This window comes from Bradyrhizobium nitroreducens (genome assembly GCF_002776695.1).
GTDB classification, from domain to species: domain Bacteria; phylum Pseudomonadota; class Alphaproteobacteria; order Rhizobiales; family Xanthobacteraceae; genus Bradyrhizobium; species Bradyrhizobium nitroreducens.
In genome coordinates this window covers 1,962,487-1,979,093 of sequence record NZ_LFJC01000003.1, presented here as the reverse complement: position 1 = coordinate 1,979,093, position 16,607 = coordinate 1,962,487, and the positions used below count along the sequence as shown (strand labels likewise).

The window sequence follows — 16,607 nt, the reverse complement described above, 5'->3', positions numbered from 1 at the left end:
AGGAGAAGTTAAATGGCTTCAATGCGTATTGGAATCGTCGGCCTTGGCACGATCGGAAAAGCACATTGGAAGGTAATCCGGGAGTCATCGGAAACGACACTGGTTGCCATTTCTGACCCGACGCCCTCGGCGCTGGAGTTCGCTCGCGCCGAAAGCGTGCCTGCCTATGCGGACTACCGCGAAATGCTGGAGAAGGAAAAGCTGGACGGCGTGGTTGTGGCTGTGCCGAACGCGCAGCATGTGCCGGTTTCGCTCGCCTGTATCGAGCGAGGCATTCCGGTTTTGGTCGAGAAGCCTGTGGCCGATGAAGTCGAGGCCGCCCGCGGAATGTGCAGGGCAGCGGAGGCGCAGAATGTGCCAGTTCTGGTCGGCCACCATCGCCGTCACAATACCGCCGTGCAGCGTGTGCGTCAGGCCATTCGTGACGGGCTCATTGGACGGCCGGTCACAGCGACAGTCATGTACAATCAACTGAAGACGGCGAGCTATTTTGATCTTGATTGGCGGCGGCAGGCCGGTGGCGGACCCATCCTGATCAATCTCATTCACGAGATTGACCTGATCCGTTTTTTATTTGGTGAGATCCGTTCGCTTCAGGCCCTGAGTTCGAATGCGGTGCGCGGGTTCCCCGTTGAGGACACTGCCGCGGTGCTTTTGCAGTTCCACAGCGGCGCCATAGCAACCATTAGCGTTTCAGATACCGCCGTTACCCCGTTCTCGTGGGATCTGGCCTCGGGCGAATTCGACCTGATGCTAGGAACTTCGGACCGGATGAAGCGGCAGAAGGTCAGTTCGCATGTATTTGCCGGGACGGAAGGCTCCGTGACGCTTCCGACGCTCCAGTACTACAATTATCACGGCACGGTCGAGCCCGGCTGGCGGAGCGATCTCAATGCAGAGACGCTGATGGCTGAAGGCGGTGACACTTATGTCCGCCAGATCGAACATTTCGCCCGAGTGATACGCCGCGAGGAAGCTCCGCTTGTGTCGGGTCTCGATGGGGTCCGTACGCTCCAGGCGACGCTGGCCGTGAAGGACGCGGCAGCGTCAGGCCGGACGATTGTTCTGAGCGAACAGTGAGCGAAGCCGTACCTGGTCGGCTCCCATCCTCAAGGATCAAGTATGCCACTTCTTTCCCTAGCTCACTTCACGGTCATTGACGCTGACCCTATCACGCTGATCGAGGCCGCGCAGATCGGGGGGTATGACGCGGTCGGGCTACGCATCGTGGCGCCGTTCCCGACCGATCATATCGTCCCGGTCATCGGCGATCCCGACATGATGCGACGCATCAAAAGCCGGCTCGCGGACACGGGTCTCAGGATATTCGATGTGGAGGCGATCTGGCTTTCGGCTGAAAGCGATGTCACCGCGCTGGAGCCCGCTCTCGATGTCGCAGTCGAACTGAACGCCAAGTACGTCGTTGTGGCCGGGCGCGATCCTGATCGCGGTCGTCTTGCGGATAACCTTTCCCGGTTGTGCGCAGCGGCCAACATCAGGGGAATACGGGTAATGCTGGAATTCCTCCCGTACTCGGAAATCCGCTCACTGGCGGAAGCAGTTGCCTTGCTGAAAGACGTTGGGCCCGCAAATGCCGGAGTGTTGGTGGATGCCCTGCATCTGAGCCGTTCAGGCGGAACCCCGGCGGATCTGGCGCAATATGATCCGGCGCTGTTCTCGTACATGCATCTGTGCGATGCGCCCGCCGTCCCCCCGGCGCCTGAAGGAGTGCGTTCCGAGGCGCGGGGAGGGCGACTTTATCCGGGTGAAGGCAGCCTTTGGCTCGGTGAGTTTATTAGAGCCTTCCCTCGGGACACACCGATCGCCATCGAGGCGCCTAACGAGCGACGGAGTGGTCTGGCTCCGGCTGCACGCGCAAGCCTGGCAATCGCGGGGACAAGGCGGTTGCTGGAAGAGTTGGGTGTCAAGTGACCGGCATCGCCACTCCTTCAGAGGTCGCCGAGAAGATCGCCGATCTGCGTGCTCGGCTTCGCGCTACGCGCTGGCCGTCTTACGATGCGGGAGACGATCGCTCGCTCGGCGCAAGCTCAGATGATGTCAGGCGCCTGGTCCAGTATTGGGCGAATGAGTTTGACTTCGCCGCCTGGCGGCAGCGCATCGACGCTTTGCCTCATGAGTTCCTCACCATAGACGATGTGAGCGTCCATCTTGTCCATGTTCGAAGTCCGCATCCCCAAGCAGTGCCCGTCATCATAACCCACGGCTGGCCCAGTACCTTCCTGGAGATCGTCCCGTTAATTGAGCGCCTGACCCAACCAGAGCGGTTTGGAGGGCGAGCCGAAGATGCCTGCCATCTGGTCATTCCCTCGCTGCCCGGGTTCGGATTCTCGTCCCCACCCAGCGCTCTTGGCGGATATACCGGCGCCGCGATTGCCGACCTGTGGGCGCGTGTGATGACCTGGCTTGGGTATGAGCGGTTCTTCGCCAGTGGTGGCGATATCGGGGCGCGGGTGACGTCCTGGCTGGGCGTGCGGCATGCGCAACGCGTGCTGGCTATTCATGTCAGTTCGAACGCGCTCCGGGTGGCGCTGCCGGGCGAAGCCGCCGCGACGCCGGACGAACAGGCGTACCTCGACGCACGCAACCAATGGGCCGCCATGGAAGGCGGCTACATGCATGTTCAGCAAACCAAACCGCTCAGTCTTGCCTATGGCCTGAGCGATTCCCCCGCAGGGCTCATCGCATGGTTGGGTGAGAAATGGTCTTCCTGGAGCGATAAACTGAATCTCGCGAGCCCTGAAGTCATGGACGTCATCCTCGGCCATGCCACGCTCTACTGGATCACCAATACGATCGCCACTTCGTTCCTGCCATATTTTGTCTACGACTGGCCGCCCGGCGCAAGGGTAGAAGGGCCTCAGGTCAAGGTGCCCGTTGGTTTCTACCTGTCGGCCGCGGAGATCGGTGGCATTCCGCCCGAATCTTTTGCCCGCCGGCAATTCGAGATCTCGCGCTGGAGCGTCCTGCCGCGTGGCGGCCACTTCATGGCGACCGAAGAACCAGAACTGCTAGCCGATGACCTTCTGGCCTTCGTTCGTGCATTTCGATGATTTTCTCGGCTGAGGCAAGCCAAAGCGAAAACCTGTTCCAAGTGAGACTGATCAAGATGAGCCGAGCCCCGCATCTGTTCGAAGGTTTTTCACCGCTCGATCGCCCAACCTCGCGCGTGCGCTTTGCGGGCGTAACAGGCGGAGAGGGACCACCGCTCCTTCTGCTCCATGGTTACCCTGAAAGCCACGCCACCTGGCACGATGTCGCCCCAGCGTTGGCGAAGCGTTATACCGTCGTGGCGCCCGATCTCCCGGGCTACGGGAAGAGCCGAGTTCTGGATGCGGGGCCATGGGACAAGCGAGCAGTGGGCGCGGAGCTCGTCGCGATGATGCGGTCCTTGGGGCACGATCGCTTTGCCGTTGTTGGACACGATCGGGGCGCGCGTGTCGGTTATCGGCTTGCGCTCGACCATCCGGACCGTGTGAGTGCCTATTGTTCGCTCGCCGTCGTACCGACGCTGGATGTTTGGTCTGCGGTCGACCGGCAGTTCGCCAAAGGTGCGTTTCACTGGTTTCTGTTTCTTCAACCGGGCGATTTGCCCGAGCGGATGCTGGCGGCTGATCCTGATGCTTTTCTTGAGGCCACATTGAACCAGATGGCAGGTGGAATCGAGAGGCTGCATCCCGCTGCCGTAGCTGCTTATCGCGAAGCATTTCGCGATAGCTCCGTGCGTCGAGCTATGATCGAGGACTATCGTTCCGCCTATGAAAGCGATCTAGATCATGATGCAGCTGATCGCGCAGCGGGACGCAAGATCGCCTGTCCTGTCATGGTGCTTTGGGCCGACGAACGCCTCGTTGCCAGTGGAATGGAAACCGGGGTGTTGACGGCCGCCGATGTCTGGCGCCGCTGGGCGGACGACGTGAGCGGATTCGATATCTCCTGCGGACATCTTTTGCCGGAGCAGGCGCCTGGAGAGGTCATTGAAAAGATCGTGCCGTTTCTCGAGGCTTCTTTGAAGCGCAACACCGCGTGATTGGGCCTCTGTCGATAGATGATGGACTTCGTCGATTCCGCGGGCGCAATGCGCCCCGACACTTTGAAAGGTCAGCTTACGTGGAAACTCTTCGTCTTGGGGCCAGTACATGGACCTATCTGCAGACATTTGATCTGGAAGCAGCTCTTCGGCGGCTGAAGGCCCTGGGTTACAGTCGCTTTGACGTCCTCACGATCCCACCACATCTTTGGCCATATGATATCGATCTTGCTCAGCGTCGCGCGCTTCGTACTTTCCTCGCCAGCGAAGGCCTGAGCTTTGATTCTCTGAATTTACCGAGCACCGATCAAAATCTGTGCAGTGTTACACCACAGATGCGCGAATACTCGGTTCAGCAGTTTCTCGACGTCATTGACCTTTGCGAAGAGATCGGCGTGCCGATGATCGTTGTAGTTCCGGGCAGACGCGCCAACTTCGTGCCGCCGCCACTCGAAGCGGCGCATGGCTGGTTGAAGGCCGGTCTCGAAATACTTCTTCCGCACGCCGAGCGCGCGGGCGTGCGCCTGATCCTTGAAAATCACCATATGAGCTCGATGCCAACCGTGAAGCAGATGGTGACGTTCCTGGATGCGTTTGGCAGCGATCATCTTGGAATCGCCTATGACGTCGCCAATGGAGAGTTTGTCGGCGAAGACCAGACCCAAGCCATCCGGACTGCTGGCCGCTGGTTGTGCCAAGTCCATCTTTCCGACGCGAGCCGCAGCAAATGGGACCACGCTCCGATCGGACGATCTGCCGTTGATTTCGGCGCGGTCGCGCGGGCACTTCGCGAGATCAATTTCTCGGGGACGAGCATCGTGGAATTGATCTCCGAAACACCAGATGCCGATATGGCCGACGCTCTGCGAGAGTTGCACCGCTATGACTGGCATTGAATCCTCGGCCATGGCATCGGGAGAAATAGATCCGGCCAACGAGTTTCCCAACGGTGAGATGCGCATCTTGGGGCTGATCGGCGATCCCGTGTCGCAGGTGCGCGCTCCTGCTCCAATGACGCAGCGTCTGCGCCACGCGGGCCTCAACGCAGCCCTGGTACCACTGCATGTGCCGGCCGTCGTCTTGCCAATCGCGTTCGGCTGCCTGAAGCTGATCAGAAACCTCGACGGTTTGGTCATCACGGTGCCGCACAAGATTCCGATGGCTGAGCTGGTTGACCACTGCTCCGAGCGCGCGCGCTTGGTCGGTGCTATCAATGTCGCGCGTCGCGAAGCGGATAGCTCCTGGAGTGGCGACATTCTCGATGGCGTAGGCTTCGTGCGGGGGCTAAAACAGCGTGGTTTTAATCCAGAAGGCCAGAGCGCCTTCGTGATCGGGGCTGGCGGCGCTGGCTGCGCGGTCGCCGCGGAACTGGCTATGGCTGGCGCAGTGGTACGCATCTTCGATGTCTCCCCCGACCGTGCCAGCGCGCTCGTCAAGCGGTTGAGCCGGGCCGATTACCCTGTGACCGCGGCCGATACGCCTGATCCCCGCGGGTCTAGGCTGGTGGTGAATGCCACGCCTCTCGGTATGCGACCCGACGACGCTCTGCCGTTGGATCCGGCGCTGCTGTCACCGGAGATGTTGGTTGCCGATGTAGTCATGAAGCCGCGGGTGACGTCATTTTTGGAGCAGGCGAGGGCGCGGGGATGCGAGATCCAGCTCGGTGAAGCCGTGATGCTCTATCAGCTCGACGCCCAAATTGAGTTCTTTCGGGAGAACCTGGTTGTCGGAGCGTCGGCGGCTCGCTAAGGCAGGCGGCAGCCGTCGATGGAGAGCATCATGGTCAACCGCCGCCTGACCGCGGAGAATAGGGGCTGGCGCATATCTTGACCCGTTGGATCGTTAGCAGGTCCGGGTCGTCGGTGGGCGGGTGCTCCTACCATTCCCATCTTGGCGCCGGCAGCATCGCGTTGACATACAAGGCAGAATGACAGATTGGTTCATATATGTGAACTGGAGATGTCTCTGATGTCTGATACGGGACTGGCGGCAGTCAAGTCTGCCGATCGCGTGCTCGATCTCTTCGAGTTGTTATCCCACGCGGGACGCGAAATGTCGCACAGTGAAATTGCGGACATGTTGCGGATTCCGAAAAGCAGCCTTTCTCAGCTACTGAAGAATCTGATTGCGCGCGGGTATGTCGAAGTCACGGCGAACGGGCGTGGATACCGCTTAGGCGAAGCATTGCTTCGTCTGGCGCAGGGCGCGGGCCGGATGCGTGACCTGGCGACCCAGTCCGAAGCGTTCCTGGCGGAGCTAACGAACAAGACCGGCGAAAGCAGCGCGCTAAACCTTCTGAGGGGCGATGAGGCCGAGGTCGCGGCGACCGTTCTCGGACCGCACAGGTTGGTCACCCATATGCGACTAGGTGATTTGGCGCCGCTTTATGCGACCTCCGGGGGGAAGGCAATTTTGGCCCACATGCCGAGCAGCTTTCAGAAAGAATATCTTGGCCGCGTGCAGTTTGAGCGGGCGACCCCAAAAACAATTCACTCGGTCAAGGTCCTGCGTCAGGAGATCGAGAAGATCCGCGCCAAGGGCATCGCATATTCGCTCGAGGAGTGGACCCCGGGAATCGTCGGCATAGGAGTTCCGGTGCTCGACCCGGGTGGAGAACCACTGGGCGCAATCAACGTCGCAATTCCGGCCTCCCGGTTTAATCCCGAAATGCAGCGTAGGGCAGAACAGGCACTGATCCAGACCCGGGATGATCTGCTGCGGCAACTCCTCGTAAACCCGCGGACGGCGCGATCAGAACCCGACGTCCGCTAAGATTGACATTCGCTGCTTTGTACATGTACAAGAACATGTTCACATTTAAGAACGTGGTGACTTGGCATGGATGCGGCAGTGAAATCAGACGACCAGTTGGCAGATCGCCGACAGATCCGTGATTTGCTCGAGAACTGGGTCGTTTGGCGCGACGCTGGCGATTGGGAGCGATTTCGTCAGGTATGGCACCCTGACGGACGCATGATGGCGACCTGGTTTCAGGGGAGCGGCGACGAGTTCATCCGCGTCAGCCAGGAGGGCTGGGCGCGTGGCGTCAGCATCCTGCATTTTCTCGGAGGAATATCGATTGAGGTCAGCGGAAGCCGCGCGATTTCGCAGACCAAAATGACAATCTCTCAGCGCGGCGATGTTGAAGGTGTCACCTGCGATGTCGTCTGCACCGGCCGCTTTTATGATTTCCTGGAAAAGCGGAACAATCGCTGGGGCATCGTGCTGAGGCAGCCGATCTATGAGAAGGATAGAATCGATCCGGTCTCGCCAGCGGCGAAGCTGGAACTCGACGCCGCCTTGCTCGCTCGCTTTCCCGAAGGCTACCGTCATCTCGCCTATATGCAGACCCGCATTGGTTACACCGTTAAACCGGATATGCCCGGCCTCAAGGGCGAAGAGGTAGAGCAGCTCTATCGTCGCGGTGCCGCATGGCTTCGCGGGGCAAGGCTCTAGCCTCTCCTTTCGCCTACGTCTCCAATCCGGCACGTGTGCTGTTCGGTTCCGGAAGGGTACGCGAGGTCGCACCAGAGTTGGAGCGGTTGGGCTGTCGCCGGGCCTTTGTCGTTTGCACTGCGGACCAAAAGGCTCTCGCGCTGCGTGCTGTATCGGATTGCGCAGCCCGGGCGGTGTTCGCGGAAGCGGCGATGCACACTCCGCTCGGTGTTACCGAAACAGCGCTCTCCCCAATTGCGTGCGGCAGAGTGTGACAGTCTGGTCGCCATCGGCGGTGGATCGACCATCGGCCTTGGCAAGGCTCCGCACCGGGAGTTCGCACTCGGCGACGACATCTCCGGACGCATGACGCGGCGCGCCGCTTCTGGTCGAGGGCAAGCTCGGCGGTATCGATGGAAAGCCGATCTTGGACGCAGTAGTCGAATTCTGGCACGCCGACGCCGATAGCCTTAGCTTCGACGGGAGCCGATCGCCCAAGGCGTCATTTCGCGAAGAATTTGAGAAGCGCATCGGCCGTCTCAGCAGGCCGCTCTTCCGCCATCCAGTGGCCGCAGTCCGGGATACTGCCGCCTGAGACGTTGTCGGCGAATTCCTCCAGCATGCCGACGATTTTAGGTCCCCACCTGTGATCGCCTCCCAATGCAAGAACAGGTATCGTCAAGGGAGATCGCTTCCAGTCGAGTGCGTTGGCATGGTCGATTGGGAATGCGCGATACCATTCGAGGCCACCACGCGTGTTGCCAGGATGAGCCATAGCTCGCGCATAGGTTTCCACTTCCTCGGCCGGCAGTGCACCGTGGTTGAAAGTACGATCGGCGAAGAAAGTCGAGACGTAGTCGAATTCGCGCCCATAGATCAGGCGTTCCGGCAAATCACGCTTCATATGGAATGCGAAATGCCAGACCATCGGATCGGCGAAATTGGCCTCCCACTGACTCCATCCGGGCATCGGCGCATCGAGGATGGCAACGCGGGTCACGGATTCGCGGTGTGTGAAAGCCAATGCCATGGCAACCATTGCCCCGATGTCATGGCCGCAGACGGCGTAGCGGCTAAAACCAAGCGCGACCATCGCCCCGTGCACGTCTTCGGCCAGGCTTGCCTTGTCATAGCCGCTCTGGGGGCAGTCGGAGTGCCCCGCTCCGCGTAGATCGAGGGCAACCACGGTATGATGCTCGGCAAGTACCGGCATGACCCTACGCCACTCCCACCAGGTCTGTGGCCACCCATGGAGCAGTACGAGCGGCGGTCCATCACCCCCTACGACGGCATGAATCTTTACGTCGCCCACACGCAGCAATTTGTGATGGAAGCCGTCCAGTTCAGAATTCATTGTTGACCCCTTTATTGAACTTTGCGTTGCGCTGGATGCGTGGCGGATGGCGTGTTCGCCAGAAAATCGGCGATCCAGCGAGCCAGTTCGTTCGGACGTTCCTCCGCGGGATAGTGTCCGCAGCGTTCGATGATGGCTCCTTGAACATCTTTGGCCACCCGACGTAACGTCTGCTCGGACGCGGCTCCGTAACCCCAATCAGCCCCGATCGCGAGAGCCGGCATCGGAAGCGGCGTTTGTCCCCAGACCGAATTGTCGCTTCGGACGATCGGCAACGTACGGTAATAGCTGAACGACGATCTCAGTGTTCCAGGCCGCTGAAGCGCGCGCGCGTAGAATTCGATGTCCGCGTCGCTCACTGAATTGGATTCGAACAGACCGACCTTCTCGCGTCTCATGAAGTGATCGACGAACAATTTCTCTCGTCCCCGGACCAATTCCTCCGAGATGTCACCGGCCATGTTGAAGCCGAAGTACCAGCTTCCGCCTTTCGAAACATCCATTGCCTCTTCGGAAGCATATTGACGACCATTTGGTCCAAAAATATGCCAGCGCGTTGGCGACAAAACCATGGAAAGTGTCACCTTACGAAGCGGTCAAGAAGGGTTTGGACGACGGCTTGTGATGAGCTGCGGTCGGCGTTTGTCTTGCTGACGACGCGCATGCCTTCGAGCAGGCACATAATGAGACGCGCGACGGTCGAGGGCTCGACCTCGTCAGCCAATCGTCGCTCGGACTTCGCGCGTTCCAATGCCGTTGTCAGCCGCGCTTCCATCGCCTTGAAGAAGCGTCGAATGCGCTGTTCCACTTCGACGTCCTGACTTCCCAATTCCATGGCGGTTGCCACAATCAGGCATCCGCGCTTGGCGCCAGCCCCGCTGGTTCGCTCAACGTATCTTGCAAGGCACGCCCGGATGCCGTCCAACACGTCTTTGCGCGGATCAAGGTCGGCATCCAGGCGTGTCAAGGAGTCTGCGATGTATCGGTCGAGCGCACGCAAGAACAGCCCGTGCTTGTCGCCGAAGGCGGCGTAGAGGCTTCCGCGAGAAAGATTCGTCGCCTCAAGCAACTCCGGAAGCGACGTCGCATGATAACCTGATGTCCAGAACACGCCCATGGCGCTTTCGACAGCGTCATCGGGATCGAACTCTCTCGGACGGCCGCGCATCCGCTGCGAAGTCTCTCGTATCATCATTCATATCTAGACTAAGCGGTCGTGAATATCAAGTCCGTTTTCCGGGGTATTGCGGAAGTGTTGGGCAGCACGAACGGGTTTGCCAAGGCGACACGCCATTCCGGGCCCTGCAGCTCAACGGACAGGGGCTTGCAAATGAAGACTGAATGGTCCAAAAATAAGAATTCCTTTAACCAGGGATGCACAGATGGTGACGGATACAAACAGGCCAGTGAATGTCGCCGTAGTGACTTATCTGTCCGGGCGCGCAGCAGCGCCTTTTGGCTTTCCAGCACGCAACGCTGCGGAGCTCATGGTCGAAACCATCAATTCCGGAGGCGAGCTTCCGGAACCTTACGCTGCTTCGGGCTTCGCTGGTCGCAAGCTGTCACTGAGGGTCTACGACGAGAGTGGCTCGGAAGACGAACAGATCGCGCTGTTGCGGCGCATACATGCTGACGGTGCGGATATCGTGGTCGGGTACGCGGGCAGCGCAGTCGCGATGGCCATTGCTCCCGTTGCCGAGGAACTTGGCCTGCTAACGGTAGTTTCCGGCGGCGGCGCAAGTCAGTTGTTTGCACGTCAGTGGGATTGGGTCTTTCGTACCCAGACGACGACAACGGCTGATTCTGTCGGCGCAGCGCGCTACGTGGCTGCCCAACTCGGGATCTGCGGCCTGGCTTTTGGTGGTATCAACCAAAAATATCTCTGGGGGACGGATAGCTGGAAAGAATTTCGCGCCGCCTTGCAGGTCCTCCTGCCTGATGCGCAGGAGGTCGGAGGTCACTTTGCGCCGCTCTATTCCGGCGCCGTTGTAAACCCGATCCAATTTCTGAAAGAGCAGGGGGCTCAACTGATTCATTCCGGGAATTGGGGAGTTGATCTGTTCCGTCTGGTCGAAGTCGCACGAACAACGATACCGGATGCACGCTTGCTATTGGTGTCCGGAGAGAGCGGTCTTCATCGGTTGGCGGGGATAATTCCCGATGGCACTATCATTGGGGGCCGTGGTTCGCACGGACTGCTGGCGCATGACACTGAGTTGAACCGCTGGTTCTGCTCCAACTATCGTGATCGATATGAAATTGCGCCGATCTATCCATCCTATGGGATTGCCAATGCGCTGCTAGGTTTGAAAGCCGCTTGGGATAGCGCCGGGGCAGGGGCGGCGACGATGGACGTTGCATCGGCCCTGGCCGGCTCGACGTTTGAAGGTATCGGATCGACAATTTCGATGACTCGCGCGAACGGTCGCCAGGCTGTTGCCGAAGCGGTCTACGGGACCGTACGACGACCAGCAGGTAGCAAAGAGATAGATTTGACGAATATTGAGCGGTTTGCGCCCGACAACGTAACTCCTCCGGACCGGATGTCTGGACTTGAATGGATCGAGGGACGTTTCGGTAATTAATGACATAGGCGCTATCGCGCTGGAGGAGAAGCGACCCGCGTCAGATCCCCACTTTCATGAAGTGTCGATTACCTGTTCGCCACGCGATGAGGTTTCAATGCGCTGGCAATATCGACTTCGATCCCAGATGAAATCTCCCAGGATGCGGTGTTGACGGACATCTGCAAGAACGTGATTGTCGATCCTGGAGAGTTTTTCCGAGGCATCAATGAAGCGACGGTTAAGGACCAGCTTAGATCAAATACCGACGAGGTAATCGCGCGCGGCGGATTCGGGTCGCCGACTAAGTGTTGGAGCACCGAAAGACGCGGTGTCATTCGGCCTAAAATATTGCCCCCTAAGCCAACTGGGGGATCGGCGCCCAAAGTTTGCGGGCTCATTGACAAAGCGATTACGAAAACTTGGGAAGCTCGAGGCGGTGTGCGACAACGATTTCATCCAAATGCGGAGGCGAACCGCCAGTTTTCGGCTGTAGCTCGAATGGTCGTTTCGGTCTAAGCCAAAAATGCCTTATCTATCAACGGGGCTTGACTGACACTCTCTCCGCCGCACTGCTTCTCAGGGTGGCATCGAAAATGCGATTTTTCGCTCCTGAGGCCGCTTTCGCCCGATCGTTAGCCCGAAGCCTTTCAGCATTTCCCGCATGAGATTAAAGCCGCCCTTGCCCTTAGGCCTCATGAACTGCCCTATGCGCAAGATTGTATGAAGTATCGTAGGTTTGGTTGGTGTGCGAAAAGGCGGTAGCGCTCCAGTGGCTCGAGCCCCCGATATTTCGAATATGTCGATCTGCCAACCACGACGAACTTTGCAGTTGGATTTCTCATTGTAAGCCATTGATCTCTAATGATCGGATTTTGGCCCAGTTGGAAAAATTCCCTGGAAGAATCAACGGCCATAGCATGTCTCTTAATCAGCGGCTCTTCTGACTTTCATCAAAGGGCGAAGCTGACCACCGATTGACCACCGAAACCCCGTGAACAAAGGGCGATAAAGGTGGTCAATTACGAGCGAACATCACTGTTTTTATTGATCTTTTCGTTTGCTACTTACGTTCGGGACGCAGGGGTCGCAGGTTCGAATCCTGCCACTCCGACCATTCTTCCAAAAGTCGACGTTTTCCAGAGGCTTGGCAGACCGGCCGCCAGCGCCTCGGAACGCCTTTTTGCAACGATTTCACCATCGGGTCCACGACCGATTTGGCGGGGCAGGGCGGCCTGTTCCGGGGGCATGGCTCTTGGTCAGGAGGATCTGCCCGGCCGGGGTTCGAACGAAATCACCACCCGCTTGGCCCTGATCCGGCCGTGCACGCCATAGCTTGACTCAAAGCTGAGCGTCGTGCCGCCGGGATCGATCTCGATGTCGAGCCCGAACATGATGCCGGCTTCCATGAAGTCGGACAGCTGGACCTCGATCAGCTCAAAAATCGTAAACGTGACATCGACATGCTTGGTCAGCACGAAATAGCCGCGCGCATCGACCTCTGACGTCATCTCAAATGCTTGGGCGACAAGTCGGCCGGGCGCTCCTTGGCGAAGCTCCAGCTCCCGCAATGTCGCATCGTGGAACGAGGGGACACCCTCGAACCAGGCGCACAGCGCTGCACCGCCTTCCAGTTCGTCAATCGCTGCCTTCGCCATCGAGGATATCTCGCGCCCAGATCCGGTGCGCAGGCTATCGGGATTTCGATGACGGTGCATCTCCGCGGCGGGGGCATCGTCGAGGCCTTGCGCGTGACCCAATCCCTGTACTCGAGATGATCGGTTGCCATCCGCTCAGGCCGACGGCTAGATGAGCGCCTAGACGGTTGCGCGTTCGAGGGCGCGATCGGCCAATAACAAGAAGCAGGGTCGGAAATCATGAACAGGACAATCGTCGCGCTCGTTGCAGCGTTGGGCTTTGCTGATTGCGGCCCGGCATGGGCGGGGTGGCCTGAGGACAAGCCGATCGAAGTCGTGGTCGGTTTCGCGCCGGGCGGCGGGACCGACGTCATGGCCCGGAAGCTGCTCCCGTTCGTCGAGCGCACGTTGGACGGCAAGGCCAAGTTCGTCGTCCTGAACAAGCCCGGCGCGGGTGGCGAGATCGCCTTTGCCTCGATCGCGCGTGCCGCGCCCGACGCCTATTTGATCGGCGTGGTCAACGTACCCGGCTATAACTTCCTGCCGATGACCCGCAAGACCCAATACAGCACGGACGACATCCGGCTGGTCGCCCGCGCCGTCGAGGATCCCAACGTGGTCGTGGTGCCCGCCGATAGCCAATTCCAGAATCTGCCGGATGTCGTTGCCGCGCTTCGCAGCAAGCCGGGCTCGGTGACCTTCGGTCACAACGGCGCCGGCACCAACGGTCATCTGGCCATTCGCATGCTCGCGGCCGCTGCGAAGGTCGAGCCCAATGAAATCTCCTACAGAGGGACTGCTGCCCAGCGCACTGATCTGCTTGGCGGCCATCTCCAGGTCGGGATGATCAGTCTGAGCGAGATTCCCGAACTGCATGGCACCAACAAGGGACCGCTTCGGGTCATCGCGATCCTCTCGAAGCAACGCTTTCCCGCACTGCCCAACGTTCCGACGGCGGAGGAAGCGGGCTTCCCCGTCATTTCGACGGCCGAACGCGGCTTCGCGGTCCCGAAGGGCGTCTCGGACGAGATCGTCAGGAAGCTGGAAGCCGGCATCGCCGAAGGCCTGCGCAATCCCGAATATCTGGCGGGTTCGCCCGGCGACGAGCCGGTCATCGCATTCCTGCCGGGCGCGGAGTGGCAGAAGCGCCTCGATGCCATGTCCGATGCCTTGCGTCCGTTCGCCGAGCAGATGCGGGCAAGCGATCAGAAATGATCGATCCTCCGCAGGCCGCGACGATCGTCGCGAGCCTACCGCCGCGCCACCACCATCCCCACCAAAAACGCCACCAGCAGCGCCGGCAGCGGGGCCTCGCGCACCATGCCGCGCACGATGTCCGGCCAATGCTGTTCCGGCACCAGTCTCGGTGATCGCACCTTCGGCGCCGGTTCGATGCCCCAGTGTGAGGCGAGCTCGGCGACTTCGCTCGATGCCAGGCGCACCCCATCGCGGACGCGGAAGATGGCCGACTCGGATCGTTCGCGCGGCGCGAGCTGCATCAGCGTCGCGACCGCGGTGCGCAACGTCATCTCGCCAAAGCCTTGCAGCCGTACCTGCTCCTCCGGATCGGACGTCATGCAAAATCCCTCACAGCGCGAAATGGCGCGCGAGGGCGAAGGCGGCCGTCGCGCACAGGACCAGCGTGGACACCGCGCCGGCCACGCCGCGTGCGAGATCGGTTCGCGTCAGGTGCCTGGTCATGATCGTGCTCCATGCTCTGCATGGAAATGGCGTCGGTGGATCTTGGTTCCAGCGCGGGACGCGAATCGACGAGTTCATCGGATGGGTAGAGCCCTTGCGAAACCCATCACCATCGTCTCCGCGAGACGGATCGATGGGTTTCGCTTGCTCTACCCATCCTACGAGCCACCCATCGGCTCGCCGTGTGCTGATTATTTCCGCAGCAACTCGCTCAACGCCGCCGTCGCCTCGGCGCAGCGGATGTCGTCGATCTCGCGCGACAGGCTGAGCGCGCTGGCCTTGAGCTCTTCGAGCTTCCAGCTCGAAGGATGCTGGCTTTCGAGCTGACCGAGACGCTTGTTGAGGTCGTCCAGTCTCGATTGGAGGTGCCCGATGCTGGCATCCCCATTCACTTTCCAAACGCGTTGTGCACGCATCGTCGTTCCCCTGATAGTCTCACGGCCTTGTGAGAGGGGTTCGTGGCCGGAATGGGAGTTTGTTTTGTCCGGCTTCAGACCGTGGGGAACCGTTGCATATCCGCAACGAAGTTCCCCGGGATCTTTCGCGAGCGAGCATGAGACCCTGCACGATGATACCCATCGCAGGAATTTCGGGCACGAAACTTGATTGTGTCCCGCCACGACGATGGGGCGAAGTGGCCCTGGGCGCGCGGTGCGCCGCTCGATAGGCTCTGGGCCGGAGCGCACTCCGGACAATGAGGGAATGACGCGTGGCAAGATTTGTGACTGTCGCAGCCGGCCAGCTTGGCCCGATTGCGAGGACCGAGAGCAGGACTGACGTGGTGGCCCGCCTGATGGGCCTGATGCGCGAGGCGAAGGCGTGCGGCTGCGACCTGATCGTCTATCCCGAGCTTGCGCTGACGACGTTTTTCCCGCGCTGGTATTTCGAGGATCAGGCCGAGATCGACAGCTTCTTCGAGCGCGAGATGCCGGGCGAGGAGACGCAGGCCCTGTTCGATCTCGGCCGCCAGCTTGGGATCGGGTTCTGTCTCGGCTATGCCGAGCTGACGGTCGAGGCCGGAATTGTCCGTCGCTACAATACGTCCATTCTCGTGGACAAGAGCGGGGCGATCGTCTCGAAATATCGCAAGGTTCATCTGCCCGGTCATGCCGAGCATGAGCCCTGGCGGAAATTTCAGCACCTGGAAAAGCGCTATTTCGAGCCGGGCCGCGGCTTCGGCGTCACCAGCGCCTTCGGCGGCGTGATGGGCATGGCGATCTGCAACGACCGCCGCTGGAGCGAGACCTATCGGGTGATGGGCCTGCAGGGCGTCGAGATGGTGATGATCGGCTACAACACGCCGGTGCACAATCCGCCCGCGCCGGAGCATGACGATCTCTCGCTGTTCCACAATCATCTCGTCATGCAGTCCGGCGCCTATCAGAACGGCACCTTCGTGGTCGGCGTCGCCAAGGCCGGCGTCGAGGAGGGCGTGGACCACATCGGCGGCAGCTGCATCATCGCGCCCTCCGGCGAGATCATCGCGCGATGCACCACCAAGGGCGACGAGCTCGCGCTCGCTCGTTGCGATCTCGATCTCTGCAATTCCTACAAGCGCACCACCTTCAATTTCGACGTCCACCGCCAGCCCCACGCCTATGGGATGATCGTGGAGCGGAAGGGCGTGACGACGATGGCGGATGGCACGGCGGTGTTGTGAACGTTTGTAGCCCGGATGGAGCGGAGCGTAATCCGGGGCCTTCGTGCCGGCCGCTCCGTCCCGGATTGCGCTCCGCTCCATCCGGGCTACGGGACCGAGCCTGTGTCGGCCGCTGTCAATCCACGCGCGCAAAAATATTCCACTTTACCGAAATTCGGTTTCGGCGTATGTGTCGCTCATCCCGGCTCACCCAAGAGGGGCGACTTGA

General features: G+C 60.1%; 17 protein-coding genes. 11 read left to right on the top strand and 6 right to left on the bottom strand.

The features are described from left to right. The first annotated feature begins 12 nt into the window (after nt 1–12). The 8 genes from TSA1_RS09855 to TSA1_RS09820 all read left to right on the top strand — a co-directional run bounded on the left by TSA1_RS09855 (nt 13) and on the right by TSA1_RS09820 (nt 7,504). On the top strand, nt 13–1,080 hold the full coding sequence (locus tag TSA1_RS09855) for a Gfo/Idh/MocA family protein (protein ID WP_100176176.1): 1,068 nt from the start codon (nt 13–15) through the stop codon (nt 1,078–1,080). Nucleotides 1,081–1,122: 42 nt separating this feature from the next. Further along, entirely contained in the window at nt 1,123–1,932 is an 810-nt protein-coding gene (locus TSA1_RS09850; RefSeq protein WP_100176175.1) for a sugar phosphate isomerase/epimerase family protein, read from the top strand. Continuing rightward, the gene (locus tag TSA1_RS09845) at nt 1,929–3,071 is read left to right on the top strand and encodes an epoxide hydrolase family protein (protein ID WP_100176174.1); all 1,143 of its coding nucleotides are present in this window, start codon (nt 1,929–1,931) and stop codon (nt 3,069–3,071) included. Before TSA1_RS09850 ends, TSA1_RS09845 begins: the two co-directional genes overlap by 4 nt. Then, nucleotides 3,068–4,048: an alpha/beta fold hydrolase gene (locus TSA1_RS09840; RefSeq protein ID WP_245448184.1), complete on the top strand. Its 981-nt coding sequence runs from the start codon at nt 3,068–3,070 to the stop codon at nt 4,046–4,048. The genes TSA1_RS09845 and TSA1_RS09840 overlap by 4 nt, the downstream gene beginning before the upstream one ends. Before the next feature lie 80 nt (nt 4,049–4,128). After that, complete coding sequence (locus TSA1_RS09835; RefSeq protein WP_161497204.1) at nt 4,129–4,944, top strand: sugar phosphate isomerase/epimerase family protein; 816 nt, start codon at nt 4,129–4,131, stop codon at nt 4,942–4,944. Further along, nucleotides 4,931–5,797 carry a shikimate dehydrogenase family protein gene (locus TSA1_RS09830; protein WP_161497203.1) on the top strand — a complete coding sequence of 289 codons (867 nt, stop codon included), beginning with the start codon at nt 4,931–4,933 and terminating at the stop codon, nt 5,795–5,797. Before TSA1_RS09835 ends, TSA1_RS09830 begins: the two co-directional genes overlap by 14 nt. 219 nt (nt 5,798–6,016) lie before the next feature. After that, a complete protein-coding gene (locus tag TSA1_RS09825) occupies nt 6,017–6,820 on the top strand; it encodes an IclR family transcriptional regulator (RefSeq protein WP_100181060.1) in 804 nt (267 codons plus the stop codon). Nucleotides 6,821–6,886: 66 nt separating this feature from the next. Continuing rightward, complete coding sequence (locus TSA1_RS09820; protein ID WP_100176171.1) at nt 6,887–7,504, top strand: nuclear transport factor 2 family protein; 618 nt, start codon at nt 6,887–6,889, stop codon at nt 7,502–7,504. A 481-nt stretch (nt 7,505–7,985) separates the two neighbouring features. On the opposite strand, the gene TSA1_RS09815 is transcribed toward TSA1_RS09820, so the two are convergent. The 3 genes from TSA1_RS09815 to TSA1_RS09805 are packed head-to-tail and all read right to left on the bottom strand — an operon-like array spanning nt 7,986 to nt 10,005. Continuing rightward, nucleotides 7,986–8,837, bottom strand: a complete 852-nt coding sequence (locus TSA1_RS09815; RefSeq protein WP_100176170.1) for an alpha/beta fold hydrolase — start codon at nt 8,835–8,837, stop codon at nt 7,986–7,988. Nucleotides 8,838–8,848: 11 nt separating this feature from the next. Then, on the bottom strand, nt 8,849–9,409 hold the full coding sequence (locus TSA1_RS09810; protein ID WP_145984291.1) for an alpha/beta fold hydrolase: 561 nt from the start codon (nt 9,407–9,409) through the stop codon (nt 8,849–8,851). An 8-nt stretch (nt 9,410–9,417) separates the two neighbouring features. After that, nucleotides 9,418–10,005: a TetR/AcrR family transcriptional regulator gene (locus TSA1_RS09805; RefSeq protein WP_245448182.1), complete on the bottom strand. Its 588-nt coding sequence runs from the start codon at nt 10,003–10,005 to the stop codon at nt 9,418–9,420. A gap of 214 nt (nt 10,006–10,219) precedes the next feature. Between TSA1_RS09805 and TSA1_RS09800 the strand changes: the two genes are divergently transcribed. Then, a complete protein-coding gene (locus TSA1_RS09800) occupies nt 10,220–11,422 on the top strand; it encodes an ABC transporter substrate-binding protein (RefSeq protein ID WP_100176168.1) in 1,203 nt (400 codons plus the stop codon). A 1,238-nt stretch (nt 11,423–12,660) separates the two neighbouring features. On the opposite strand, the gene TSA1_RS09795 is transcribed toward TSA1_RS09800, so the two are convergent. After that, a complete protein-coding gene (locus TSA1_RS09795) occupies nt 12,661–13,059 on the bottom strand; it encodes a hypothetical protein (RefSeq protein ID WP_100176167.1) in 399 nt (132 codons plus the stop codon). Nucleotides 13,060–13,278: 219 nt separating this feature from the next. On the opposite strand from TSA1_RS09795, the gene TSA1_RS09790 reads away from it, so the two are divergent. Then, nucleotides 13,279–14,253 carry a tripartite tricarboxylate transporter substrate binding protein gene (locus TSA1_RS09790; protein ID WP_100176166.1) on the top strand — a complete coding sequence of 325 codons (975 nt, stop codon included), beginning with the start codon at nt 13,279–13,281 and terminating at the stop codon, nt 14,251–14,253. A gap of 35 nt (nt 14,254–14,288) precedes the next feature. On the opposite strand, the gene TSA1_RS09785 is transcribed toward TSA1_RS09790, so the two are convergent. Both TSA1_RS09785 and TSA1_RS09780 read right to left on the bottom strand, forming a co-directional pair. Beyond that, entirely contained in the window at nt 14,289–14,615 is a 327-nt protein-coding gene (locus tag TSA1_RS09785) for a hypothetical protein (RefSeq protein WP_100176165.1), read from the bottom strand. 315 nt (nt 14,616–14,930) lie between these two features. Beyond that, the gene (locus TSA1_RS09780; protein WP_100176164.1) at nt 14,931–15,155 is read right to left on the bottom strand and encodes a hypothetical protein; all 225 of its coding nucleotides are present in this window, start codon (nt 15,153–15,155) and stop codon (nt 14,931–14,933) included. Between the two features lie 293 nt (nt 15,156–15,448). On the opposite strand from TSA1_RS09780, the gene TSA1_RS09775 reads away from it, so the two are divergent. After that, nucleotides 15,449–16,399, top strand: coding sequence for an N-carbamoyl-D-amino-acid hydrolase (locus TSA1_RS09775; protein ID WP_100176163.1), 951 nt, complete (start codon nt 15,449–15,451; stop codon nt 16,397–16,399). The last annotated feature ends 208 nt before the right edge of the window (nt 16,400–16,607 follow it).

Coding starts and splice junctions, on each gene's coding strand:
- TSA1_RS09855 (WP_100176176.1), top strand. CDS start 13: ATGGCTTCAATGCGTATTGGAATCGTCGGCCTTGGCACGATCGGAAAA.
- TSA1_RS09850 (WP_100176175.1), top strand. CDS start 1,123: ATGCCACTTCTTTCCCTAGCTCACTTCACGGTCATTGACGCTGACCCT.
- TSA1_RS09840 (WP_245448184.1), top strand. CDS start 3,068: ATGATTTTCTCGGCTGAGGCAAGCCAAAGCGAAAACCTGTTCCAAGTG.
- TSA1_RS09830 (WP_161497203.1), top strand. CDS start 4,931: ATGACTGGCATTGAATCCTCGGCCATGGCATCGGGAGAAATAGATCCG.
- TSA1_RS09825 (WP_100181060.1), top strand. CDS start 6,017: ATGTCTGATACGGGACTGGCGGCAGTCAAGTCTGCCGATCGCGTGCTC.
- TSA1_RS09820 (WP_100176171.1), top strand. CDS start 6,887: ATGGATGCGGCAGTGAAATCAGACGACCAGTTGGCAGATCGCCGACAG.
- TSA1_RS09815 (WP_100176170.1), bottom strand. CDS start 8,837: ATGAATTCTGAACTGGACGGCTTCCATCACAAATTGCTGCGTGTGGGC.
- TSA1_RS09810 (WP_145984291.1), bottom strand. CDS start 9,409: ATGGTTTTGTCGCCAACGCGCTGGCATATTTTTGGACCAAATGGTCGT.
- TSA1_RS09805 (WP_245448182.1), bottom strand. CDS start 10,005: ATGCGCGGCCGTCCGAGAGAGTTCGATCCCGATGACGCTGTCGAAAGC.
- TSA1_RS09800 (WP_100176168.1), top strand. CDS start 10,220: ATGGTGACGGATACAAACAGGCCAGTGAATGTCGCCGTAGTGACTTAT.
- TSA1_RS09795 (WP_100176167.1), bottom strand. CDS start 13,059: ATGGCGAAGGCAGCGATTGACGAACTGGAAGGCGGTGCAGCGCTGTGC.
- TSA1_RS09790 (WP_100176166.1), top strand. CDS start 13,279: ATGAACAGGACAATCGTCGCGCTCGTTGCAGCGTTGGGCTTTGCTGAT.
- TSA1_RS09785 (WP_100176165.1), bottom strand. CDS start 14,615: ATGACGTCCGATCCGGAGGAGCAGGTACGGCTGCAAGGCTTTGGCGAG.
- TSA1_RS09780 (WP_100176164.1), bottom strand. CDS start 15,155: ATGCGTGCACAACGCGTTTGGAAAGTGAATGGGGATGCCAGCATCGGG.